This window comes from Pseudomonas sp. 14P_8.1_Bac3 (genome assembly GCF_025466085.1).
Lineage (GTDB): Bacteria > Pseudomonadota > Gammaproteobacteria > Pseudomonadales > Pseudomonadaceae > Aquipseudomonas.
Genome location: NZ_JANLOD010000032.1, coordinates 103,747 through 128,525, shown reverse-complemented (window position 1 = coordinate 128,525; position 24,779 = coordinate 103,747). Strand labels below are relative to the sequence as shown.

Sequence of the window (24,779 nt, the reverse complement as noted above, 5' to 3'; positions counted from 1 at the left end):
TGAATATGCGAAATATTTAATTTCGCCGCTATGAAGAAGAATTTGCGGTGGCTGGCGGTCGATTTTTAACTCGGGTAGGATCGGCGCACTCGTAAAATATATTAAACAGAGGCTGCAGGATGGCGAACACCCCCTACCCCGAATCCTATTACGCCGCATCGGCCAATGCGGTTCCGCCGCGCCCGGCGTTGCAGGGTGATGTAGAAACTGATGTCTGTGTGATCGGTGCCGGTTACACCGGCCTGTCCTCCGCTCTGTTTCTGCTGGAGAACGGGTTCAAGGTCACGGTGCTGGAAGCCGCCAGGGTGGGTTTCGGCGCGTCGGGTCGTAACGGCGGCCAGATCGTTAACAGCTATAGCCGCGACATCGATGTGATCGAGCGCACGGTCGGTCCCAGGCAGGCGCAGCTGTTGGGGCAAATGGCGTTCGAGGGCGGGCGGATCATTCGTGAGCGCGTCGCCAAATACAACATTCAGTGCGACCTGAAGGACGGTGGCGTATTCGCTGCGATCACTGCCAAGCAGATGGGCCATCTGGAATCGCAGAAGCGTCTGTGGGAGCGCTTCGGTCATACGCAGCTCGAGTTGATGGATCAGCAGCGCATCCGTGAAGTGGTGAACTGCGATCAATACGTGGGCGGCATGCTCGACATGAGCGGCGGGCACATTCATCCACTCAACCTGGCATTGGGCGAAGCGGCAGCCGTCGAGTCGTTGGGCGGCGCTATCTACGAGCAATCACCGGCGGTGCGCATTGAGCGCGGCGCGAATCCGGTCGTGCATACCCCTCAAGGTAAAGTCCGTGCCAAGTTCATCATCGTGGCGGGTAATGCTTACCTCGGCAATCTGGTGCCGGAGCTGGCAGCCAAGTCGATGCCCTGCGGCACTCAGGTGATCACCACCGAGCCCTTGAGCGATGAGTTGGCGAAAAGCCTGCTGCCTCAGGATTATTGCGTCGAAGACTGCAACTACCTGCTCGACTACTACCGCCTGAGTGGTGACAAGCGCCTGATTTTCGGTGGCGGCGTGGTGTACGGCGCGCGGGATCCGGCGAATATCGAGGCGATCATCCGCCCGAAGATGCTCAAGGCCTTCCCGCAGCTCAAGGATGTGAAGATCGATTACGCCTGGACCGGCAATTTCCTGCTGACCCTGTCGCGTCTTCCGCAGGTCGGGCGCTTGGGTGACAACATCTACTATTCCCAGGGATGTAGCGGCCACGGCGTGACTTACACGCACCTGGCGGGCAAGGTCCTGGCCGAAGCGTTGCGCGGACAGGCTGAGCGTTTTGATGCGTTTGCCGACCTGCCGCATTATCCGTTCCCCGGCGGGCAATTGCTGCGAACGCCTTTCGCGGCGCTGGGGGCGTGGTATTACGGGCTGCGGGATAAATTCGGGTATTAATATGTGGGAGCGAGCCTGCTCGCGAAGAGGCCGTGTCAGGCAACATTGATATCGACTGACACACTCTTTCGCGAGCATGCTCGCTCCTACAGGGGATTGGGTTTACAGCTGTTCCCGTGGAATCCCGCTGCGAATTCGCAGGATGTCGGCGAGTACGGCCAGGGCGATTTCTGCGGGCGTCTTGCTGCCCAGATTCAACCCGATCGGCGCATGAATCCGCGCCAACTCGACATCGCCCAAACCACCAATCCTGCGCAATCGCTCGAAGCGTTTCTGCGAGGTCTGCATCGAGCCCATCACCCCGATGTAAAACGCCTCGGTGCGCACCGCTTCCATCATCGCCAGGTCATCGATGCGTGGGTCGTGGGTCAGCGCCACCACTGCCGTGTCGCTGTGACAGCCGCCATCGGCGATGAACACTGAGGGCAACTGGCGGCGGATCTCGACGTTTTCCAGCACCACGCCTTCCAGTACTTCCTCCCGGGGGTCGCAGAGAATCACCTCGAAGCCCAGGCCCACCGCAAACTCTGCACAGGCCTGGGCGACACTGGAATAGCCAGCCAGCAGCAAGCGCTGGGCCGCACCGATGCGCACACGCACGCGGTCGATCTCCCGTTCGATGCGCACGCCCTGCTCGCGATCATCGAACAGCCTCCGCGCCCCGCTCGCAAGATCGACCTCGCGGATCAGTCGACGCTGGCCCAACAACGCCGACTCCAACTCCCGCAGATGCGCCTGAACCTCGCACCCAGGATCCAGTTTCTCGACCATTACGTCGAGCACACCGCCACACGGCAGGCTCACCCGCGAACGCGGATCGTCGCCCTCGCCGTAACGCACCACGCTGATCACGTCGAGAAACGCGCCCTCGGCAACGCGCTCAAGGAAATCCTCCTCGACGCAGCCGCCGGACAGCGAGCCGATCCACTGCCCCTCCCCGTTCACCGCCAGCAGCGAACCCGGTGCTCTGGGCGCCGAGCCGTAGGTGGCGAGCACCGTGCACAGCCAGATGCGCTGGCCGGCCATCGACCACTCCAGGGCTCGGCGCACCACTTGCAGATCGAGATGCTGCATGTCAGTGCGCCTTGTGCTCGAGCGGCGGCGCATCCGCGCGCAGCTTCTGCACATCGCTGACCGCCAGATCACCCGACTGTCCGCCCCAGCCCTGACGCAGATAGTTCAGCAAGTCGGTCAGTTGCTCGTGGCTAAGTTTCTCGGCGAAGCCCGGCATCGGTTGCATGTGTTCAAAGCCGGCAAACTTCTGCTCGCCGATACCGTCGTCGATCACCCGCACCAGGTTGCGCGGATCTTCCAGGCGCAGCGTGGTGTTGCCGCGCATGGCCACGGCGATGTGCGGCTTGCCTTCACCGCCGACCGCGTGACAACCGGCGCAGACGTTCAGGTAATCCTGACGGCCGCGTTGCGCGCTGGCGCTGAGCTGCTCCACTGGAACGTCCGTCAGTGTCTTCGCCGCCGGCGGTTGATCGCCGAGCAGGAAGGTCGCCATCGCCGCCAGGTCCGGGTCATTGAGACCCTGGGTGCTGTTGTGGAACACCGGGAACATCTCGTTGAACATGGTGCCCTGGGCGCTCATGCCGTGCTTGAGGAACGTGCTCAGGTCCTGATGGTTCCAACCACGCGCGGCCAGGTCATTGGCCAGCAGGCTCGGCGCCAGGTAGCCGTTGAGCAGCCCGCCGGTCAGGCGTTTGTCCTGCTGCATCGCGCCGGGCAGACCGCGCGGCGTGTGGCATTCGCCGCAGTGACCCAACACGTCGACCATGTACTGGCCACGCTTGAAGGCTTCGCTTTGACCTTCGCTGGACGAAAGCTTCACGTCCTTGCCATACAGCATGTTCCAGCCCACCAAACCCAGACGCACGTTGAACGGGAAACTCAGGTTGGTGACCGGCGCCGCACGTTCGATCGGCTCGATGGTTTTCAGGTACGCGTGAATCGCATCCGAATCCGCACGGGGCATCAGGTGATACGAGGTGTAAGGCATCGCCGGATAGAGGTTCGCACCATCGCGGCGCTTGCCCTCGGTGAGCGCGGCGAAGAATTCGTCATCGCTGTACAGGCCAATGCCGTGCTCCTTGCTCGGGGTGATGTTGGTGCCGTAGATCGTGCCGAACGGCGAGACAATCGGCAGGCCGCCCGCATAGGGCGCGCCACCCGGCGCGGTGTGGCACGCCATGCAATCGGCGGCGCGGGCGAGGTATTCGCCGCGCTTCACCTGATCATCGGCCTGCGCCAGCAGCACCGGCGCAGCCAGGCCAGCCGCCAACACCAGGCGGGACAGTAGATACTTCATGCTCAACCCTCCTTGACCAGGCCGAGATCGGTCAGCACGTTGCGCGTCGCGCTGTAATAACGCACATAGCCGGTGCAGCGGCAGACGTGGTGACCGAGGCTGTCCTCGATGACGCGTTCCAACTGGCTTTTGACGATCGGCTGACGCTGCAGCTTCTCCACCAGCACGGTCGCGGCGTTGACGAAACCCGGGGCGCAGTAGCTGCACTGGAAGGCGAATTCATCGACGAAACGCTGCTGGATCGGGTTCAGCTCGGTGACTTTTCCTTCTTCATCACGTTTCGCATGGCCTTCGATGGTCCGCACTTTCTTGCCTTCGAAGTAATGCGCGCCAGTGATGCAAGTGCGTACTTCTTCGCTGGTGCCGTCCGGGTTGTCGACGATCACCACGCAAGCATGGCAGATGCCCTGGCCGCAACCGAGGCGCGAGCCGGTGAGGTTTTTGTATTCGTGCAGGTAGTCGATCATCGGCAGGTCATCAGGGATGTCCACCGGGCCGACGGATTGACCGTTGAGGGTCAGTTGAAGCGGACGGTTAGCCATTGAGGGCCTCCTTGATGCGTGCGGAAGTGATAGGCAGGTCGCGGACCCGCTTGCCGATGGCGTGGGCCACGGCGTTACCGATGGCACCGACCACTGGGATCATCACCACTTCGGCAATGCCCTTCGACGGGTCGCTCGGCGACAGCGGCGGGAGGATGTCTGCTGTCTGCTTCCAGACCGCCACGTGGCGTGCCATCGGCAAGCGGTAACGGTTGAAGTTCCAGTCGCCCTCCCCCGGCCCGCCTTCATACAGCGGCATCTCTTCCAGTAGCGCATGGCCGATGCCCATGGCGATCCCGCCTTCGAGCTGACCTCTGACCAGTTCTTCCACCAGCACCCGACCGCACTCGACCCACGAGTGATGGTTGAGCACCTGGACTTCGGCCGAGCCCTTGTTCACTTTCAGTTCCACCAGCGTCGCCACCGGACTGTAGTAAGTCACGGCTGCGTTGTTCAACTGAACGTCCGGGTAATGCGCGTTCTGGCGATCGAGCAAATGGAAACCGGCGCTGCTCATCTGCGCCTTTTTCACGTTTGGCGCGCCATCGCCATACTTGACCGCCAGGCCGTCGAGCGGCAGGCGTTCACGCACGCCGTCGATGCTGAACTCGGACTCGGCCCAGCTCCAGCGATTGAAACCGTGCACGGTGGCACCGGTCACCAAGCCTTTTTCGTGGGCATGTCTGGCCAACTGCTCGAAGCTCAGCGGCTGCATGCCGTTGGCGGTCAGTTTGCCGTCAACCCAGTGCGCGTCTTCGCGGCGCACCACGTACGGGTTGGCCTGACCGCCGTAGGGGCCCTGGCCCCAGATCTGCAACGCCGCCGGCCACAAGCCGTGGTTGAACAGCACCCGCGCCGCTTCACGGGTGGCGTGGCTGAAGTAGTACGCGGAGTTGGTCGCCGACGAAGCCGACGCCAACTTGCCGACCCAACGCGGGTTGCGCAGGAAATTGTCCTGCTCGGCCTGGCTCATGATGTACGGGTTGCCGCCGGTAATGAGCTGCAACTCTTTCCATTCGGTTTCGCCGGTCTTCACTTCGTGCGCCGGGCTGCCGAGGAAATCGGCCACCACCATCGCTTGCGAAGTGGACATGCCGGTGCCGATTTCGATGCCGATATGGCGCAGGTGGATGCGGCCTTCTGCAGTGAATTCGATGCTGGCCATTGGCGCTTCGGAACCGGTGCCGAAGTCTTTCTGGCAAATCGCAAAACCGACGCCGTACCAGTTGTCCGGGTCGGCGGCTTCGCGTTGCTGCTTGAGCGCGTCGCGGTTTTTCCAGACCTCGTGAACGGCGGCCTTGTCGAGAATCTCATGCAGGCGCAAGGCACCGGCAGGCACCGCGCCCTGGGTGTTTTTCATGCCCGAGACCATGGCGTTTTTCTTGCGCAGGTCGATGGCATCGATGCCGAGGCGACCGGCAATTTCATCGACCATCATCTCGGTGGACGCCATGCTTTGCAGGGTGCCGTAGCCGCGCATTGACCCGGCTTCAACGGCGCGGGAATGGTAGGCCGTGACCTGCAAATCGTTCTGCGGCATGTAGTAGATCGACTGCGCTGCCGTAGCGCCAACCGCTGCCACCGACGGGCTGTAGTTGATCCGCCCGCCGCCGTCGACGTTCATCTCCGCGCGGAAAATCTTGAAGCTGTGGTCGGTCTTGTCCACCGCCAGTTGGTAGCGGATGTCGAACGGGTGGCGCTTGATGCCACTCTGGAACTGCTCGTAGCGGTCGTTGGCCAGACGCACCGGCACACCGGCGCCGTACAGCGCGGCCAATGCGGCGTAGTAAACGAAAATATTGTGGTCTTTGGAGCCGTAACCGACGGTGTAGCCCGGGTGCATGTTCAGATTGGCCAGGCCGAAACGCGACGGCGCGATCATCTTCGCGGTCTCGGTGGCGGCTTCCAGCGGGCACTGGGTGGCGACGACAAAATGCAGGGTCTTGGTCGCCGGGTCGTACCAGCCGTTGCCGTTGTCCGGCTCCATCGCTGCAGGTTCGATCGACGGGGTCTTGTAGCGCTCGTCGAACACCAGCCAGTTGTCCGGTGGGGTGTCAATCTGTTGCTTCATGCGCTCGGCGTAAAATAGCCCGCGCTCGGTCAGGTTGCCGTGCAGGTTCGGCTGGGAGTTCCAGACCGGACGGCGGTTGCGCAGCATCGGAAACAGGATCGAATCCTTGAGGCTGGCGAATTCGTCTTCGTCCGCCGAGGTCGCGCCGCCGACGCGCACGTAGCGGAAACTGCCGTACGGGTCGCCCTCGTAGAACGGCACCTGATCGCCGTAGCGGATCGCTTTGTCATTGAATTTCAGTTTGGCCTTGGCCTGGCGAAAACGCTCGAAATCGTTCCAGATCAGGATCGCCACCGGGTGACCGATGAACATCGGCACCTTGCCTTCCGGCAGCAGCGGATCAGGCGCGTGCTCTTCCGGGAAGACGATGCCGTCGTTGACGAGGTCAGCCGCGGTGACGATGCGATCGGGCTGCAAATCGGCGCCGAGCCAAGACAGGTCGTAGCCGGCGTAAATGCGATCGGCCTTGGTGATTTTCAGCAGCATGGCGTGGCCCTGCTGCTGGGGCCAGCCCGGCATGTCCTTGGCGCGAATGTCACGGGCAAAAACCTTGCTGCCGCAGACTTTGGACAACGCATCGTTGCGCGAGCGCGCCTTGCCGTTGTTGCCGAGCCACTGCTCGGACGGCACGGTCACGCTGTTTTCCATCAGGGCCGCCAGCGCCTGACTGCTGAGCGGCGTAAGCGTCACGCTCACACCCGCCACCAGCCCGCCCTGAAGGAACGAGCGCCGGGATATATCACGGTTGGACATGGATCATCCTCTGGGCGGTTATGGGCCCGCCCTTCTGGTTATGTTCTGGGGATCTCGAGTCTTGCAGAAGCCCTTTTTGACGATACAAAGGGCTGTAATGACAGTGCAAAGCTGACCGAAAGGTTAACTTTATAGATTTATACGCGGAGAGAAAACAACTCGTTACAAAAATCTGACTAAAGAATCAAATAACCGCAGCGTTGCGCCGCAGTCGGTCAGTGAAATTCCCAGTTCGCAACCAAGGTGTTCGCCCATCCGCCAGAGCAATCCGAGCGGCGCAGGTTGCACATCCAGCTACCGGCAGCGGTCCAGGGTGTTGGTATGGCTGAAGGCATGCGGCGTGGCCGATGCCCTCTTCGCGGGCAAGCCTGCTCCCACAGGCTTGTTATTGCACACTCAATTCATGCAGTCGCACAGAACTCAGTAGGAGCGGGCTTGCCCGCGAAGGCGCCAGATCAGTCAACAAGATACGGTCAAAAGTCCACGGTCGCTGAAAGCAGATAGGTGCGCGGCGTCGACAGCGTCAATCCAGGCTCGCTGTCATCCGAAGCCCCGGCCGAACTCCAGTAGCGTTTGTCCGCAACGTTTTCGATGTTGGCGCGCAGGGTGATGTTCTTGTCCTCGACCTTGAACGCGTAGCGAGCACCTACGTCCAGACGCTCCCAGGAATCGATGTCCTTCTGGTTGGACTGGTCCAGATACTGCGAGCTGGAATAGATGCCGCGGCTGGTCAGGGTCAAACCCTGAACGGTCGGCACGTCCCACTCGGCGCCGAGGTTGACGTTGTACTTCGGCGTGGCCGGCGCGCGGTTGCCGTCGAAGGTGCCATTGGTGGTGTGGGTCAACTCGCTGTCGATGTACATGACGCCGCCAAGCAGGCGGAACCCTTTGAGCGGTTCGCCGAACACACTCAGCTCCACCCCGTCGTTCTGGCGCTTGCCGTTCGGGCCGAAGACCCGCGTCGTGGCGTTGGTCTCGTAGGCTGGCTGCTTGATCCGGAATACTGCGGCCGTCACCGCAAACGCACCAGCGTCATACTTGGCGCCGACCTCGACCTGTCGGCTGATGAACGGCGGGAAGATCTCGTCTTCGTTCACCGACGTCGATGGCGCGATCTTGCCCTGGCTCAAACCTTCCATGTAGTTGGCGTACAGCGACAGCTTGTCGGTCGCCTTGAACAGGATGCCGCCCGAGGGCGAAACCCTCTCCTCGTCGTAGCCGGTGTCGCCTTTGACGTTGTCGGTCCAGTCGTCGACTTTCACCCGCTGCCAGCGAGCCCCAAGGGTCAGCAGCAGGCGATCATCGAAGAAACCCAGGGTGTCGGACAACGCCACGCCGCTGAAGCGTTGCTCCGTGTAAACCTTGGAATCGAGCCGGGTCGGTGTTACCGGCGTGCGGGTTTCCACAGGGTTATAGAGATTGCTGTTGGCCGACGCATAGCGCGCGCCGCCGTTTTCGAAGTCCATGTAGAAATAGCTGGCTGCCAGATTGACTTCATGGCTCACCGGCCCGGTGTGGAACCAGTTACGCACCCCGGCTGTGGCCGTGCGGACATTTTCGTCACGGGTAAAGTCGCGCGGTTGAACGCTGAAATCGCCCCTGTCATTGGTGACCGCAACGGCGTGCCGGAGGAAATCGTGATTGCTTTTGCGTGCCCCCACTCCGCCGTACAGCATGACCGAATCGCTGACATCGAATTCGCCGTTTACCGTGCCGAACGTGTCGTTGGTGCTCGCCTTGCTCCAGGGTTGCGCATAGTTGTGGCGCACGTCGCCGGCACGCGGAACCTGGGCGTTGGGCCCGACCTGCACGCGCTCCTGCGGCGCATCGGTATCACGCTCGGTGTGCCCGATGTCTGTCGAGAGCCGCAGGCGTTCACCGCGAAAATCCAGACCCAGCACGGCCATCTCGCGGTCGACATTCTGATGATCCCATTCGGTGTCGCCGGACTGCTTCACGCCGTTGAAACGCAGGCCGAACTTGTTGTCTTCACCGAAGCGCCGACCGACATCCACGGCACCGCCGACCTGGCTGTCGGACGCGTAGTTACCGGTGAACGAGGTGATGGGCTTGTCGGTCGCGCGCTTGGGCACAACGTTAATGCCACCACCCACGCTGCCCCGCGGCGAGATGCCGTTGATAAGCTGGGTGGGGCCTTTAATGATGTCGACGCGATCAGCCATTTCCATATCGATCGTGTAGGTCGGCAGGACGCCGTAGAGTCCGTTGTAGGCGACATCGCTGTTGAACAGGCTGAACCCGCGAATGGTGAACTGCTCATAACGCCCACCCGCGGGGTTGGTGGCGCGAACCGAAGGGTCGCTGGCGATCAGCTCGCCCAAGGTACGCGCCTGCAGGTTCTTGACCGCCTCGCTGGTGTAGGTCGTCATGCTGAACGGCGTTTCCATGAAATCCTTCGAACCCAGCAAACCTTGCGATCCGCGACGCGCGACCTGGCCGCCGGCATACACCTCGCCGTCAGCGCCACCCGTGGCGCCGAGAATCGAGGTCGGGGCCAGTTGCAGGCTGCTGCCTTCCGGCGCCGGGGTCAGGATGTAAGCCTGTTCGCCCACAGGTTGCAGTTGCAGACCGGAACCCTGCAAGAGCCGGGCAAAGCCCTCCTCAACCGCGAACTCGCCGGAAAGACCGGCGCTGCTGCGACCGCTCACCAGCGCCGGATCCACCGAGAGATTGACGCCCGCCAGACCGGCGAAACGCGTCAGCGCGTCGCTCAAGCTACCCGCAGGCACCTGATAACTGCGCCGGGCACTGTCTTCGGCCCAACTGGCATTGATTAACAATGGATTGGCACTCAGTCCCAGCATCAGGCTCAGGTGCAACAACGGACGCAGGCGGGAAGAAGGCGGACGCGGATAACAAACTGCAGGCATTGGAATGGCTCTCTTGATTCGATCACATGCCTTGAATGACAGGCGAGTCGAAAAAAGGGGACACGCGTTACACACTATTTTTGCGCGGCAGCAACGTGACCCAGTAACGGGTCCGGAATTGCACCTCCAGCGGCAGGCTGGCCGCGAGCAGCCCGAGGACGCGATCGGTGTCGTCGAGCAGGAAACTGCCGGTGACCCGTAGCGTTTCCAGCTCCGGCTCCCAGAGCAGGACGCCCGGTCGATAAGTACCGAGCTCGCGCAGAAAATCCCCCAACGGCTGATTCTTCGCCATCAGCACTCCTTCCCGCCAACCCGGCGCCAGTGCGTCGAATGGGGTGATCGCGCCAGCGCCCGCCGCTTGAAGACTGACCTGTTGACCAGCGCGCAACGCCAGCGCCGGCCCCTCCAGGGGCTGCAATTGCACAGAACCGGTGTACACCGCCACCCGGCAACCCCGTGCGCCCTGGCGCACACAGACGTCACTCTGGCTGACAATCACATTTCCGTATCGGGTCTGCAGCGTCAGCGGAACCGTTCCTGGCATCTTGAGCGACATTTCGCCCTCGATCAATTTCAAACGGTGAGCCTGCACATCGACATCGACGGCACTGGCGGTGTTGAGCTGCAGCGAACTGCCGTCGGCGAGCAGCACCTTTTTGCGCTCGCCGGTGGCGGTGTGCAGGTCGGCACGCCAGACGTCCAAGGGCAATTGGCGGCTGATCAACCACGCCGTCGGGACCAATGCCACGGCGCCCAATCCGCGTTTCAGTAGCTTGCGCCGACCTGGATCGGGACGGTCCAGGCTGCTCAACGCCAACGCCGACGGCAGATCGGCGAAACGCTGGCGCAGGGCTTGTGCCTTCTGCCAGGCCTGCTCGTGACTGGCACACGTATCGCGCCAGCGCTGCAAATTGGCGTGGTCCTGCTCATTGGCGCCGCCCGACTCCAGCAACGCAAGCCATTGCGCAGCCGCACGAACGGCCTGACGGGTATCGGACGCCTGACTGTTCACAGGTCCACCAACAGACAATGCTCGTAGGCTTGTGCCATGTAGCGTTTGACCGTGCGCTCGGACACCTGCAGACGTTCGGCGATCTGCTGATAATTCAAGCCTTCGAGCTGACTCCACAGAAACGCCCTGCGCACCGCCTTCGGCAATCCATCAAGCAGCTCGTCCAGCGCTTGCAGGGTTTCCAGCAGCAGCCAGCGCTGTTCGGGGGATGGCGCACACGCTTCGGGCATCGACGCCAGCGCGGCCAAGTAGGCGTGTTCGAGGCTGCGACGCTGGTAAAAATTACTCAGCAGGCGTTTGCCCACGGTCAGCAGATAGGCACGGGGCTCTTGTAGATCGGCGATCCGCTGGGAGCTGGCGAGCACGCGAAGGAACGTATCCTGGCTCAGGTCCGCCGCATCACAGCCATTTCCCAGACGCCTGCTTAACCAGCCTTCCAGCCAGCCACGGTGATCGCGGTACAGGTCGTGAAGGGTTTGCTCCTTCGGCATCGCTGCATCACTCATCTCAAGAAGCCCTGCGCCAAGGAGTTATCGTAAATGAGAGTGATTCTAATTAATGTCGGAGCCGTGAACCAAGTCCTTTGTGCAACAACCACGCAGAAAGTAGTTTTGGGAAAGGTTGGAGAGGCGTAGAAGCCAAATTTCAGACACAAAAAACCCCGGTCTTTCGACCAGGGTCTTTGCTATCGACTCGAATCAGATACTGGCATGACCAGCAGCTTTCTTCGTAGCTCCAAGGCGTTCAGTGGGCCTTGAGGCAGATATGGCGCAGCGGACGGGACTCGAACCCGCGACCCCCGGCGTGACAGGCCGGTATTCTAACCGACTGAACTACCGCTGCGTATCGCTATGGACTTGCGTCCAGGTAACTCGTTTGATCGAAGGCTTCGGTGCTCTTCAATCGCGAACCGGATGACTCCGATTCGTAAAATATGGCGCAGCGGACGGGACTCGAACCCGCGACCCCCGGCGTGACAGGCCGGTATTCTAACCGACTGAACTACCGCTGCGCGTCGGTGGAGGCTTTTCAGCTTCCATCTTGCTTTCGCAAGACTCTCAAGAAGTGGTGGGTGATGACGGGATCGAACCGCCGACATTCTGCTTGTAAGGCAGACGCTCTCCCAGCTGAGCTAATCACCCTTTGCTTCTCTGAGGCCGCGAAATTTACGCACCTGCCGAAGCTAAGTCAATAGCCCGCTTGAAGTTTTTCTGAAAAAGACAAAATGGCGTCATTACTGATGAAGTCAGCGACTGTCGGATCGCCTTCGCGAACAGGCGCGCTTCCACAGGGGAGTGCATTTTAACGTGGGCGCGAGCCCGTTCGCGAAGGCGGGGCCAGTCAACCTCAATCCTCAGGACAACCCAGTTCACTCGCTGTAAATCATCTTCTTGGTCATGCCGCCATCGACCACGAACTCCTGGCCGGTGACGAAACCCGCATTCTTCGACAATAGCCAGGCCACCATCGCCGCCACGTCCTCTACCGTCCCTACCCTGCCCGCCGGATGTTGCGCATGGTCGGCTTCCGAGAGCGGTTCGGCGCGCCGTACCGCCGGGTCCCGGGCATCGATCCAGCCAGGACTGACCGCGTTGACGCGAATTTCCGGCCCGAGGCTGATCGCCAGTGCATGGGTCAGGGCCAGCAGACCACCCTTGCTCGCCGCGTAGGCCTCCGTGTCGGGCTCTGACTGTCCCGCACGGGTCGAGGCCAGGTTGACGATCGCCCCGCTGTGAGCGCGCAGGTACGGCGCACAGTGCTTGGCCAACAGCATCGGCCCGCTTAGATTGACCGCCAGCACCCGATTCCAGTACGCCAGATCAAGGCTTTCCAGGGTGATGTTGTGCGGATCAGCCACTGCCGCGTTGCATACCAGCGCATCCAGACGCCCGAACTGCCCCAGCACCTCGGCGACGCCTAGCGCCACCTGCGCTTCGTTCGACACGTCCATGGCGATAAACCAGGCGTTATCGCCCAGCACTTTCGCCACCTTCGAGCCGCGCTCCCGATCCAGGTCCGTCAGTACCACCTGCCAGCCTTCGCTGATCAGCCAGGCGGCGATGCCCAGACCGATACCGCGCGCGGCACCGGTCACCAGGGCAACACGGCCATTGGAACCGGCCGTCGGCGTGGACAACTCGATCACAAGGCAGCCAGCCCGCGTGCCAGATCCGCTTGCAGGTCACCCACATCTTCCAGGCCGACCGCAATCCGGATCAGGCTGTCGCGGATGCCTGCCGCTTCACGCTCCTGCGGCGCCAGACGGCCGTGGGACGTGGTGCTCGGATGAGTGATGGTGGTCTTGCTGTCGCCGAGGTTGGCGGTGATCGAAATCAATCGGGTCGCATCGATAAAGCGCCACGCGCCCTCTTTGCCGCCCTTGACCTCGAAACTGACCACCGCGCCAAAACCTTTCTGCTGGCGCTGGGCCAGTTCATGCTGCGGATGGCTTTTGAGGCCGGCGTAATAGACTTTCTCGATGCCGTCCTGCTGCTCCAGCCACTCGGCCAGTTGCTGGGCATTGGCGCAATGCGCCTTCATGCGCAGGCTCAGCGTCTCCAGACCCTTGAGGAAGATCCAGGCATTGAACGGGCTCAAGGTTGGCCCGGCAGTGCGCAGGAAACCAACCACTTCCTTCATCTGCTCGCTGCGACCGGCCACAACGCCGCCCATGCAACGGCCCTGGCCATCGATAAACTTGGTCGCCGAGTGCACGACGATGTCCGCGCCCATCTTCAGGGGCTGCTGCAGCGCCGGCGTACAGAAGCAGTTGTCGACTACCAGCATCGCGCCTTTGGCGTGAGCGATTTTCGCCAGCTCGGCGATATCCACCAGCTCCGCCAGTGGATTGGACGGCGACTCGACGAACAGCAATTTGGTGTTGGCCTTGATCGCCGCGTCCCAGCCGGACAGATCCGCCAAGGCCACGTAATCCACTTCAATGCCGAAGCGCTTGAAGTACTTCTCAAACAGGCTGATGGTCGAGCCGAATACGCTGCGCGAAACCAGTACATGGTCGCCGGCACTGCACAGGCTCATCACCACCGCCATGATTGCGGCCATGCCGGTGGCGGTGGCCACGGCTTGTTCGGCGCTTTCCAGCGCGGCGATGCGCTCTTCGAACGCACGTACGGTGGGGTTGGTGTACCGCGAGTAAACGTTGCCCGGCACTTCCCCGGCAAAGCGTGCGGCCGCGTCGGCGGCGGTACGGAATACGTAGCTGGAAGTGAAGAACATCGGATCACCGTGTTCGCCTTCCGGCGTGCGGTGCTGACCGGCGCGTACGGCCAGGGTATCGAACGCTACGCCTTCGAGGTCGCTGTCCAGCCGACCGGCATCCCAATCCTGACTCATGCTGTCACTCCTTGCCTTGATCTTCTGGTAGATACAAAACCGGCCCCTCAGGGCCGGTAGAAACTCAGTTGTTATACAGATCGATGATCGCGCTGACCGCCTGCGTCTTGACCTTCGAGGCGTCGTTGCGTGCCTGCTCGATCTTGTTCAGGTAGGCCTCGTCGACATCGCCAGTCACGTACTGGCCGTCGAACACCGCGCAATCGAACTTGTCGATCTTGATCTTGCCGCCACCGACCGCTTCGATCAAGTCAGGCAAGTCCTGATAGATCAGCCAGTCTGCGCCGATCAGATCAGCCACGTCCTGGGTCGAACGGTTATGCGCGATCAGTTCGTGGGCGCTCGGCATGTCGATGCCGTAGACGTTCGGGTAGCGAACAGCCGGTGCCGCCGAGCAGAAGTAGACGTTTTTCGCGCCGGCTTCGCGGGCCATCTGGATGATCTGCTTGCACGTGGTGCCGCGAACGATGGAATCATCCACCAGCATCACGTTCTTGCCGCGGAATTCCAGTTCGATGGCGTTGAGTTTCTGCCGTACGGATTTTTTCCGCGCAGCCTGGCCCGGCATGATGAAGGTACGACCGATGTAGCGGTTCTTTACGAAGCCTTCGCGGAACTTGACGCCCAGGTGGTTCGCCAGCTCCAGCGCCGCCGTTCGGCTGGTGTCCGGAATCGGGATGACCACGTCGATATCGTGCTCGGGACGCTCGCGCAGAATCTTCTCGGCGAGCTTTTCACCCATGCGCAGACGGGCCTTGTAGACCGACACGCCGTCGATGATCGAGTCCGGACGCGCCAGGTAGACGTGTTCGAAGATGCACGGGGTCAGGGACGGGTTGGTCGCGCACTGACGGGTGTGCAGCTTGCCGTCTTCAGTGATATACACCGCTTCGCCCGGCGCCAGATCGCGAATCAGGGTAAAACCGAGCACGTCCAGGGACACGCTTTCGGAGGCGATCATGTACTCGACGCCTTCGTCGGTGTGACGCTGACCGAAGACGATCGGGCGGATACCGTGCGGATCGCGGAAACCGACGATGCCGTAGCCGGTCACCATCGCTACGACCGCATAACCACCGACGCAACGGTTATGCACGTCAGTCACGGCGGCGAACACGTCTTCCTCGGTCGGCTGCAACTTGCCGCGCTGGGCCAGTTCGTGCGCGAACACGTTGAGCAGCACTTCCGAATCGGAGTTGGTGTTGACGTGGCGCAGGTCAGATTCGTAAATCTCCTTGGCCAGCTGTTCAACGTTGGTCAGGTTGCCGTTGTGCGCCAGGGTGATGCCATAAGGCGAGTTGACGTAGAACGGTTGAGCTTCGGCCGAGGTCGAGCTGCCTGCGGTCGGGTAACGCACATGGCCAATGCCCATGTGGCCGACCAGGCGCTGCATGTGACGCTGATGGAACACGTCACGCACAAGACCGTTGTCCTTGCGCAGGAATAACCGGCCGTCATGGCTGGTTACGATACCGGCAGCGTCCTGGCCGCGGTGCTGGAGGACGGTTAGCGCGTCATACAGCGCCTGATTGACGTTCGACTTACCGACGATACCGACGATGCCACACATGCGACGCAACCCCTACTTAATGGATCTGAACTGAACACCACTCACTGAGGCGTTTTGGCCGTCGGCAAGAGGTGCTCCTTGAACGGTATTTCAGCGGGTACGCTGATACCGCTGGCAAGCCACTGACTGCTCCACCCAAGGATCAGGTTTTTGGACCAGTCTGCGACCAATAGAAATTTTGGCACGAGTTGCGACTGCTGCCACCACCCGTCCTGCTGTACCGGCCCCAGGCTCAACAGCCCGACTGCCACGACCACCAGCAACACGCCACGCGCGGCGCCGAAGGCCATGCCGAGGAATCGATCGGTCCCGGACAGGCCGGTGACGCGAACCAATTCGCCGATAAGATAATTGATCATTGCGCCTACGATTAACGTGGCGACAAACATTATTGCGCAGCCCGCGATCACGCGAGCCGAAGGTGTTTCGATGTATCCGGCGAGGTACTCGGACAATGCACCACCGAACATCCAGGCGACGACTCCTGCGATGATCCAGGTCACCAGCGATAATGCTTCTTTGACGAAGCCGCGGCTCAGACTGATCAATGCGGAGATGGCGATGATTGCAACGATCGCCCAGTCAACCCAGGTAAATGGCACAGTGCAGCCTACAGACGGATAAGGCGGCGCATTTTAGCAGAGCCCATGCTTATCGGTAAGCTGCGATTGTCAGTGCATTTCAAATCGGGGCGATAGTCTTTAACCGCGCTCTGGCTGGAAACGCACCACAAAACCCTTGAGGTTCTGTTGACGGTTGAGCAAGTCACGCAGACGATCGGCTTCCGCACGCTCGATCAGCGGTCCGACGAACACCCGATTCTTGCCATCGGCCGTGCGGATATAGGCGTTGTAACCCTGGCTGCGCAGGGTTTTCTGCAGGTTTTCCGCGCCGGCCCGGCTCGACAGGCTGGCCAGTTGCACCGACCAGCTGACCGACAGGCCATTGGCATCGACGCGACTTTGCGTCGTGTCCGGCTTGCCCGGTGCAGCGGTGATCGGCTGGCTCGGCGCGGTCGTTGGCTTATTGACCGGAATTGGAGGCGGCGTGACCAGTTTGGCGGCAGGCGCAGGTGCGACAGGTACAGCCGGCGCAGTCGGCATCGACGGCTCTTCCTGCTGGGCAATGTCGTCATCGCTCGGCACCGGCTCCTGTGGCAAAGCTTGCGGCTCAGGCACGACCACCGGCTCAACCTGCACTTGCGGCACCGAAGGCGCTTGCGGTGCGGCTGGCGCCTCGACCGTGACCTGACGCTGCTCATCCTGACGGGAAAACAGCATCGGCAGGAAAATCACTGCCAGCGCCACCAGCACCAGGGCGCCCACCATGCGCTGTTTGTAAGCCTTATCCAGCAATGCCATTTGCCGCTTCCTCCGTGGAGCGCCGGGCCAGCCATTCAAGGGCCTCGGCGACACAATAAAATGATCCGAACAATAGAATCTCGTCGTCGCTCGTCGCCAGCGCGCACTGCCCTTCCAGGGCGGCAGCCACGCAGTCATAGGACGATACCGAAGCGCCAAGGTTCTGTAGCGCCCCGTGCAAATCAGCGACCGGCCGCGCCCGCGGTGAATCCAGCGGCGCAACGGCCCAGTGCTGGACACTAGCATTCAATTCGCCGACAACACCATCCAGATCCTTGTCTGCCAGCAACCCGAACACCGCCAGGCGCTTTCCGGCCGGCGGTCGGCTTGCCAGACGGCGGGCCAGATACTCGGCGGCGTGAGGGTTGTGCCCGACATCCAGTAACAGGTTCAGGTGCTTGCCCTGCCAGTCGAACTGACGGCGATCCAGACGCCCGACCACTCGCGTGGCTTTTAGGGCCTCGATGATCTGCGCATCCGCCCAAGGCAACCCGAGCAGCAGGTACGCCTGCAATGCCAGCGCGGCGTTTTCCATCGGCAGGTCGAGCAACGGCAGGTCATGCAGCTCGACCGCACGCCCATGAGCATCGACACCCCGCCACTGCCAATCGTGATCGGTGACGCCAAGGTCGAAATCGCGGCCGCGCAGGAAAAACGGGCAAGCCAGCTCGCGCGCTTTATCCAGCAGAGGTTGAGGAGGGTTCAGATCGCCACACAGCGCGGGGGCGCCGTGGCGGAAGATGCCGGCTTTTTCGTAGGCCACGGACTCGCGAGTGTCGCCCAGATAATCCGCGTGATCGACGCCGATGCTGGTCACCAGCGCCATGTCGGCATCCACCACGTTGACCGTGTCCAGACGCCCGCCAAGACCGACTTCGAGCACCACGGCATCAAGCCCGGACCGTTGAAACAGCCAGAACGCCGCCAGGGTGCCCATCTCGAAATACGTCAGGGAGGTGTCGCCACGCCCCGCCTCTACAGCAACAAAGGCTTCGCACAGCTCGGCATCAGTCGCTTCGACGCCGTTGACCTGCACCCGCTCGTTGTAACGCAGCAGGTGCGGAGAATTGTAGACACCAACTTTCAGCCCCTGCGCCCGCAGCAACGAAGCCACGAACGCGCAGGTGGAACCCTTGCCATTGGTGCCGGTGACCGTGATCACCCTAGGCGCCGGCTTGCCCAATCCCATGCGGGACGCTACCCGTTGCGAGCGCTCAAGGCCCATGTCGATGGCCGAAGGGTGCAACTGCTCAAGGTAGGCGAGCCACTCGCCAAGGGTACGTTCAGTCATAGGTTGGCTGGCACCGGCGGAACCACGATCGGCTCGATAGGTGCGGCGACGAACTTCGGCGTTGGCAACCCCATCAATTGGGCCAGCAGGTTGCCCAGGCGCGGACGCAGTTCCTGACGGTGAATGATCATGTCGATCGCACCGTGTTCGAGCAGGAACTCGCTGCGCTGGAAGCCTTCCGGCAGTTTTTCGCGAACGGTCTGTTCGATCACCCGCGGACCGGCAAAGCCGATCAGGGCTTTCGGCTCGCCGACGATCACGTCGCCGAGCATTGCCAGGCTGGCGGAAACGCCGCCGTAGACCGGATCGGTCAGTACGGAAATGAACGGAATGCCTTCTTCACGCAGACGCGCCAGCACCGCGGAGGTCTTGGCCATTTGCATCAGGGAAATCAGGGCTTCCTGCATCCGCGCACCGCCGGAAGCAGCGAAGCAGATCATCGGGCATTTGTTCTCGAGAGCGTAGTTGGCGGCGCGAACAAAACGCTCACCGACGATGGCGCCCATGGAACCGCCCATGAAGGAAAATTCGAACGCCGAGACCACCACCGGCATGCCCAGCAAGGTGCCGCTCATGGAGATCAGTGCGTCTTTTTCGCCGGTCTGCTTTTGCGCAGCGGTCAGGCGGTCTTTGTACTTCTTGCCGTCGCGAAACTTCAGACGGTCGACCGGCTCCAGGTCCGCACCCAGCTCGTTACGGCCTTCGGCGTCAAGGAAAATATCGATACGGGCGCGGGCGCCAATACGCATGTGATGGTTGCACTTGGGGCAAACGTCCAGGGTCTTTTCCAGCTCCGGACGATACAGCACAGCCTCGCAAGACGGGCATTTGTGCCACAGACCTTCAGGCACCGAGCTCTTCTTGACCTCGGAACGCATGATCGAAGGGATCAGTTTGTCTACTAACCAGTTGCTCATGCTTTCTTTCTCCAGTACCGGCGGCCCGAACGCTCTGGTTCGCAGCCCCGCGTATGCCCTTGAGCTAAATTCATAGGTGTGGCGATGATCGCTGGATGGCCGGGTCAGTGAAGCGTGACCTGCGTACAACCCATCGATCCTCAGCCGTGCCTGCTTTGTGCAGCGCAGTGCATTTTGGGACGGCGGCAGTTCGCCAGCCGTCACATCAGCTACGTGGCGCTGCGTACCGCGTTAATGAATGCCTGAATCTTTGCGTGATCCTTGATGCCTTTGCTTGCTTCTACCCCGCCACTAACGTCCACGGCATAAGGCCGGACCCGGGCGATCGCCTCGGCGACGTTGTCCGGCGTCAAGCCGCCCGCAAGGATGATCGGCTTGCTCAAGCCTTGCGGTATCAGAGACCAGTCGAACGCTTCGCCGGTTCCGCCATGCAGGCCTTCAACGTAAGCGTCGAGCAGAATCCCGCTGGCACCTGGAAACGCATTGCAGGCCGCAGCAATGTCGTCGCCGGCCTTGACCCGCAGCGCCTTGATATAAGGTCGATGCCAGCCCTCACAGTCCACAGCGGCTTCATCGCCATGAAACTGCAACAGGTCCAAGGGGACAGCGTCGAGCAGTTCGCCCAGTTCGCAACGGCTGGCGTTGACGAACAAGCCCACGGTGGTCACGAACGGCGGCAACGCCTTGATGATGTCGCGCGCCTGCTGGAACGTCACGGCCCGCGGGCTCTTGGCGTAGAACACAAACCCGATGGCGTCCGCCCCGGCTTCAACCGCCGCCAACGCATCTTCTATGCGGGTAATCCCGCAAATCTTGCTGCGAACGGCCGACATGTCGATAAAACCTCAGGGCAAATACGGGAAAGTCCCGGATGGTAACAAATGCGTTCGAGGGCGTCAGCCGTCAAGTTCGGTGAAACCGGTGAGGAAGTGTGGACCAATGTAACGCTCAGGCAATTCAAATTCGTCACGGTACTCGACTTGCACCAGATACAGGCCAAACGGATGCGCTGTCACCCCGCCGGAACGGCGAATACGGCTCTCCAGCACTTCCTTCATCCACTCCACCGGGCGTTCGCCAGCACCGATGGTCATCAATACGCCAGCAATGTTACGCACCATGTGGTGCAGGAAAGCGCTGGCGCGGATGTCCAGCACGATCATCTTGCCGTGGCGAGTGACCCGCAGGTGGTGCAACTCCTTTATCGGCGACTTGGCCTGACACTGGCCGGCGCGAAAAGCACTGAAATCGTGGATGCCGACCAGGTACTGCGCCGCCTCGGCCATGCGCTCGACGTCAAGTGGACGGTGATTCCAGGTAATTTCTTCGTTCAGGTGCGCCGGACGGATCTGATCGTTGTAGATCACGTAGCGATAACGCCGGGCGATGGCCTTGAACCGCGCATGAAAATGCCCCGGCATGACCTTGGCCCAACTGACGCTGACGTCGTGGGGCAAGTTGATATTGGCGCCCATGACCCAGGCTTTCATCGAGCGCTCGACCTGCGTATCGAAATGCACCACCTGGCCACACGCGTGCACACCCGCGTCCGTGCGCCCGGCGCAAAGCAGCGACACTGGCGAGTCAGCGACTTTGGACAAGGCGTTTTCCAGGGTTTCCTGCACCGTGAGTACACCGGAGGCCTGACGCTGCCAGCCACGATAGCGCGAGCCTTTGTACTCGACGCCCAGGGCGATGCGGAAAAAGCCGTCGGCCACCATTTCGGCAGCCGGGTTATCTATATTTGCCAAGGAGTGACAACCTGCTGATATACGCAAAGGCGGGCATTATAAGGCCGTCGTACCGGGACACCAGCGGCGCGTGGATTTTGTAGCATTGCAGGGCCCGTGCAGATTTCGCTATATAGATAAATACACAACGAAAACACAAACCACCGAGACCTGATGATGACCGCGACACTCAAAGAAGCCGTCGGCCAGGCGTACAGCCTGGAAGGCATGCTGCACGCCAAACGTAAAACGTGGGAAGCCATCGAAGAAATGGCCCGACGCATCAAACCCGGCATACGCGAGTCCGAAGCGCTGACCATGAGCCTTGAAGTGCTGACCGAGCTGGGCATCCATCGAAGATTCGCTTCGGCGAAAACACCTTGAAAACCTTCAAGCAGCATTCCGAAGGCGATCCGGTGCTGGCCGAGAACGACATTTTCTTTATCGATTTGGGCGTGGTCTGGGATCGCCATGAGGGCGACTCGGGCGCGACGTTCGTGGTCGGCAGTGATCCGGAGATGAAAGCCTGCGCGACGGCGGCCAAAACCTTGTTCGATCAGGTTCACGATTACTGGCGAACTCATCAGGTGGCGGGCCCGGAGCTGTACCGTTACGCCGACGAGCAGGCAACCGCCATGGGCTGGAAGCTGAACCTGGAGATCAAGGGGCACCGGGTCAGTGATTTCCCCCATGCCATCTATCGCGCGGGGGATCTGGGTAACTTCGAGGAATGTCCAAATGTCGGGTTGTGGATTCTGGAAATCCAGATCGCCCACCCTACCCGCCCGTTTGGTGCGTTTTATGAGGATTTGCTGGCTTGACCAAGGCGCTTCAGACCATGATTCAAACAAAAACGGCAGCCTCGAAAGGCTGCCGTTTTGTTCATACCTTGCCGATCACTCAAGCCAGACGCGACAGCATCTCCTTGGCTTCGCTCTTCTGACCGTCGTCACCTTCGGTCACCACCTCATTGAGGATGTCCCGAGCGCCGACAGCGTCGCCCATGTCGATGTAGGCCTGGGCCAGATCGAGCTTGGTGGCGACTTCATCGGTGCCAGAGAGGAAATCGAATTCCGGCTCGTCCGCCGAGGAAGCCAACGCATCCTCAGCGGTAAAGGTCGGCTCGTTGATGCTCTGGGACAGACGGTCCAGTTCGGCATTGACGTCGTCCAACTCAGCCGCGAAAGCATCCGGCGCATCCATTTCATCGGCCAGTGACAGATCGAAATCGGCCGGCAACTCGAGATCGTCCGGCACCACCTCCGGCACATTGGCAGCAGGCGCGTCCTTGACGTCGTCGTCCAGGCTCAGCAGGAAATCGTCTTCGGCCAGCGTCGCCGGTGACGGCTCGGCACCGAGGTCCATGTCCAGGTCGAAGTCCGACAGGTCGTCGAGGTTTTCCTTGATGTCGGTCTGCTGCTTGAGCACCGACTCAAAGCTCAGGTCGTCATCCAGCGGGAACTCGTCCAGTTCCGCCAAGGATTCTGGCGTTGGCGCAGGTGTTACCGCGGTTGGCGATGCCGCTTCCAAATCATCCAGGCTCAAGTCGAACGCGCTGTCGAAATCGGCATCTGTCAACTCTGCTTCCGGCGCTTGCGGTTCATCCAGCAACAGGTCCTTGACGTACTGCGCGTCCAGCTCGGCAGCCATGGCCGCAGCGGCCAGGCCACCGACCGCCACCACCGCCATGGCCGGGAAGCGACTTTTCAGCGCTTCGACACGGGCGAAGTTTTCACCGTTGGCCACGAGCTGACGCTCCTGGCCCACGAAGGCATCGCGATCGCCTTGCTGACCGTAGACTTCCATCAATTTCAGACGCAGATCACTGCGTTGCGGCTCTTGCTTGATGCCGTCTTCCAGCAACGCAGCGGCCTGGTTCAGGCGGCCGGCAGCCACGTGCGACTGCGCCTTCTCCAGTACATCGTCATCACGATCAGCGGCAGGGGCCACCAATGGCGCGGCGATCGGCGGTGTGACCACCACGGGCGCGATCACTGGAGCCGGGGTTGGCGCAGGGGCCGGCGCGGGGGCCAGATTCACGCTTGGCGGCTGAACGTCCAGGCCTTCGAAGCTGTTGTCCGGCAGGTCGCGCTCGACAGAAAATTCCTGCTCCTCGGATAACGCACGGGCCATGCGCAAGTGCTTTTCGGCTTCCTGCTGGGCTTTGCGGCGACGGGCCAGCAACAGCAGCAGCAACAGCAGGATGACCACGCCACCGCCGACCAGACCCAAGAGCACCGGATTGGTCAGCAAGTCATTGAATTTTTGATCGTCGGACGCAGCCGGTGCTGGCTCGGAAGGCGTCTCGGCCGGAGCCGGCGTAGCTTCCGGGGTCGCCGCTACAGGGGCAGGCGTTGCCGGTGCAGCTTCGACGGGTGCTGGCGCGGGCGCCGGGCTCGGCGTCAACTCCGCCGAGATGGCCGGAGCCGCCGGCTCAGCCGGAGCAACCGGCGTCTCTGCCGCACCCTCCGCCCCTGCAGCCTGCAACTTGGCCAGTTGGTTATTTTTCAACTCGATCAGCTTCTGCAGCTTGTCCATCTGGCTCTGCAGATCGGTCATGCGGCTTTTCAGTTCAGCGTTGTCACGACGCGTCGTGTCGAGGCTTTCCTTGGTCACTGCCAGCTTGTTGTTTAAATTCTTCGCGTCGCCTGCGGCACCTTTACCGGCCTTTCCGGACCCGGCCGACACCAGGCTAAGCTTGTCCTGGGCAGGCTGCACGGGCGCAGCCTCGCGGCTGGCACGCTTGGTGGCATCGAGTTGTTGCTGCCCGGTCCCGGGCTTGGCGACATAGCGACGGCCCTGACGCCACGCGGTGTTCTGCGCAGCGACTTCAGCGATGGCCTTGGGTTGCGGCGTGCTGGTGGCCTGCGTCTGATCCGGCAGACGCAGCACCTGACCGGTTTTCAGCAAGTTGATGTTGCCATTGATGAACGCATCCGGGTTCAACGCCTGGATGGCCAGCATGGTTTGCTGGATCGAACCGCCGTTGCGCGCCTTCGCGGCAATTTCCCACAGCGTGTCGCGCGGCGTGGTGGTGTATTCATTCGGCTTGGTAGCGCCGGTCACCGGCGTAGCGCCCGACTGCGTCGGCGCCGGTTGCGCAGCGGCTTCAGCGGTTTGTGGCGAGAATTTGGACGGATCGAGCAGCACACTGTAATCGCGCAGCAGGCGCCCGTTCGGCCACATCACTTGAACCAGGAACTTCACCATCGGTTCGGACAGCGGCTTGCTGGAGGTCACGCGCAGGATGCTTTTACCGTTGGCATTGAGCACCGGGGTGAAGCTCAGGTCGTTGAGAAACGCCTGGCGGTCGACACCGGCCTTGGCGAAATCTTCCGGCGACGCCAGGCTCGGCACCACTTCGGCCGCGGTGAGATCCTTGACGTCGAGCAACTCGATTTCCGCCACCAAAGGCTGGTTCAGCGCCGACTTCAGGGTCAATTCCCCGAGCCCGAGCGCCTGCGCCATACCGGAGGACAGCGCCGATGCGGCCGCTATTGCTAACACCAGTTTGCGAACTTGAACCATAGCCTCATCCTTTGTTGAACATTCCTCGGCCAGCGAGAAGGTGTT

18 protein-coding genes, 3 tRNA genes and 1 pseudogene are annotated in these 24,779 nt (G+C 61.4%); 2 read left to right on the top strand and 20 right to left on the bottom strand.

Annotated features, from left to right (window positions below):
- The first annotated feature begins 119 nt into the window (after nucleotides 1-119).
- Nucleotides 120-1,403, top strand: a complete 1,284-nt coding sequence (locus tag NTD84_RS09985) for an NAD(P)/FAD-dependent oxidoreductase (protein WP_262164969.1) — start codon at nucleotides 120-122, stop codon at nucleotides 1,401-1,403.
- Nucleotides 1,404-1,505: 102 nt separating this feature from the next.
- Here NTD84_RS09985 and NTD84_RS09980 read toward each other — a convergent pair whose 3' ends face one another.
- The 19 genes from NTD84_RS09980 to truA all read right to left on the bottom strand — a co-directional run bounded on the left by NTD84_RS09980 (nucleotide 1,506) and on the right by truA (nucleotide 21,197).
- Nucleotides 1,506-2,477, bottom strand: coding sequence for an XdhC family protein (locus tag NTD84_RS09980; protein ID WP_262164968.1), 972 nt, complete (start codon nucleotides 2,475-2,477; stop codon nucleotides 1,506-1,508).
- A gap of 1 nt (nucleotide 2,478) precedes the next feature.
- A complete protein-coding gene (locus NTD84_RS09975) occupies nucleotides 2,479-3,714 on the bottom strand; it encodes a c-type cytochrome (protein WP_262164967.1) in 1,236 nt (411 codons plus the stop codon).
- Between the two features lie 2 nt (nucleotides 3,715-3,716).
- Nucleotides 3,717-4,256 carry a (2Fe-2S)-binding protein gene (locus NTD84_RS09970; protein WP_262164966.1) on the bottom strand — a complete coding sequence of 180 codons (540 nt, stop codon included), beginning with the start codon at nucleotides 4,254-4,256 and terminating at the stop codon, nucleotides 3,717-3,719.
- On the bottom strand, nucleotides 4,249-7,080 hold the full coding sequence (locus tag NTD84_RS09965; RefSeq protein ID WP_262164965.1) for a xanthine dehydrogenase family protein molybdopterin-binding subunit: 2,832 nt from the start codon (nucleotides 7,078-7,080) through the stop codon (nucleotides 4,249-4,251). The genes NTD84_RS09970 and NTD84_RS09965 overlap by 8 nt, the downstream gene beginning before the upstream one ends.
- A gap of 473 nt (nucleotides 7,081-7,553) precedes the next feature.
- Entirely contained in the window at nucleotides 7,554-9,971 is a 2,418-nt protein-coding gene (locus NTD84_RS09960) for a TonB-dependent receptor (protein WP_262164964.1), read from the bottom strand.
- A 67-nt stretch (nucleotides 9,972-10,038) separates the two neighbouring features.
- On the bottom strand, nucleotides 10,039-10,983 hold the full coding sequence (locus NTD84_RS09955; protein WP_262164963.1) for a FecR domain-containing protein: 945 nt from the start codon (nucleotides 10,981-10,983) through the stop codon (nucleotides 10,039-10,041).
- Entirely contained in the window at nucleotides 10,980-11,489 is a 510-nt protein-coding gene (locus tag NTD84_RS09950; protein ID WP_262164962.1) for a sigma-70 family RNA polymerase sigma factor, read from the bottom strand. The genes NTD84_RS09955 and NTD84_RS09950 overlap by 4 nt, the downstream gene beginning before the upstream one ends.
- Before the next feature lie 260 nt (nucleotides 11,490-11,749).
- Nucleotides 11,750-11,826, bottom strand: a tRNA-Asp gene (locus NTD84_RS09945).
- 92 nt (nucleotides 11,827-11,918) lie between these two features.
- Nucleotides 11,919-11,995 (bottom strand) — tRNA-Asp (locus NTD84_RS09940).
- A 54-nt stretch (nucleotides 11,996-12,049) separates the two neighbouring features.
- Nucleotides 12,050-12,125, bottom strand: a tRNA-Val gene (locus NTD84_RS09935).
- A gap of 227 nt (nucleotides 12,126-12,352) precedes the next feature.
- Nucleotides 12,353-13,129: an SDR family oxidoreductase gene (locus NTD84_RS09930; RefSeq protein ID WP_262164961.1), complete on the bottom strand. Its 777-nt coding sequence runs from the start codon at nucleotides 13,127-13,129 to the stop codon at nucleotides 12,353-12,355.
- Nucleotides 13,126-14,337 (bottom strand): O-succinylhomoserine sulfhydrylase, encoded by a 1,212-nt coding sequence (locus NTD84_RS09925; RefSeq protein WP_262164960.1) that lies wholly within the window; start codon nucleotides 14,335-14,337, stop codon nucleotides 13,126-13,128. The genes NTD84_RS09930 and NTD84_RS09925 overlap by 4 nt, the downstream gene beginning before the upstream one ends.
- Nucleotides 14,338-14,401: 64 nt before the next feature.
- Nucleotides 14,402-15,907 carry an amidophosphoribosyltransferase gene (gene purF / locus NTD84_RS09920; RefSeq protein WP_046026886.1) on the bottom strand — a complete coding sequence of 502 codons (1,506 nt, stop codon included), beginning with the start codon at nucleotides 15,905-15,907 and terminating at the stop codon, nucleotides 14,402-14,404.
- 41 nt (nucleotides 15,908-15,948) lie between these two features.
- Entirely contained in the window at nucleotides 15,949-16,509 is a 561-nt protein-coding gene (locus tag NTD84_RS09915) for a CvpA family protein (protein WP_017337640.1), read from the bottom strand.
- A 99-nt stretch (nucleotides 16,510-16,608) separates the two neighbouring features.
- Nucleotides 16,609-17,268, bottom strand: coding sequence for an SPOR domain-containing protein (locus NTD84_RS09910; RefSeq protein WP_262164959.1), 660 nt, complete (start codon nucleotides 17,266-17,268; stop codon nucleotides 16,609-16,611).
- Nucleotides 17,252-18,559: a bifunctional tetrahydrofolate synthase/dihydrofolate synthase gene (gene folC / locus NTD84_RS09905; RefSeq protein ID WP_262164958.1), complete on the bottom strand. Its 1,308-nt coding sequence runs from the start codon at nucleotides 18,557-18,559 to the stop codon at nucleotides 17,252-17,254. Before folC ends, NTD84_RS09910 begins: the two co-directional genes overlap by 17 nt.
- Nucleotides 18,556-19,476, bottom strand: coding sequence for an acetyl-CoA carboxylase, carboxyltransferase subunit beta (gene accD / locus NTD84_RS09900; RefSeq protein ID WP_262164957.1), 921 nt, complete (start codon nucleotides 19,474-19,476; stop codon nucleotides 18,556-18,558). Before accD ends, folC begins: the two co-directional genes overlap by 4 nt.
- 209 nt (nucleotides 19,477-19,685) lie before the next feature.
- Nucleotides 19,686-20,309 carry a phosphoribosylanthranilate isomerase gene (locus tag NTD84_RS09895; protein ID WP_262164956.1) on the bottom strand — a complete coding sequence of 208 codons (624 nt, stop codon included), beginning with the start codon at nucleotides 20,307-20,309 and terminating at the stop codon, nucleotides 19,686-19,688.
- Nucleotides 20,310-20,372: 63 nt separating this feature from the next.
- A complete protein-coding gene (gene truA / locus NTD84_RS09890) occupies nucleotides 20,373-21,197 on the bottom strand; it encodes a tRNA pseudouridine(38-40) synthase TruA (protein ID WP_262165023.1) in 825 nt (274 codons plus the stop codon).
- Nucleotides 21,198-21,383: 186 nt separating this feature from the next.
- Between truA and NTD84_RS09885 the strand changes: the two are divergent.
- Nucleotides 21,384-22,027 (top strand): annotated as a pseudogene (locus NTD84_RS09885) (M24 family metallopeptidase).
- A gap of 79 nt (nucleotides 22,028-22,106) precedes the next feature.
- Here NTD84_RS09885 and NTD84_RS09880 read toward each other — a convergent pair.
- Nucleotides 22,107-24,734 carry a FimV/HubP family polar landmark protein gene (locus NTD84_RS09880; protein WP_262164955.1) on the bottom strand — a complete coding sequence of 876 codons (2,628 nt, stop codon included), beginning with the start codon at nucleotides 24,732-24,734 and terminating at the stop codon, nucleotides 22,107-22,109.
- Nucleotides 24,735-24,779 lie beyond the last annotated feature (45 nt).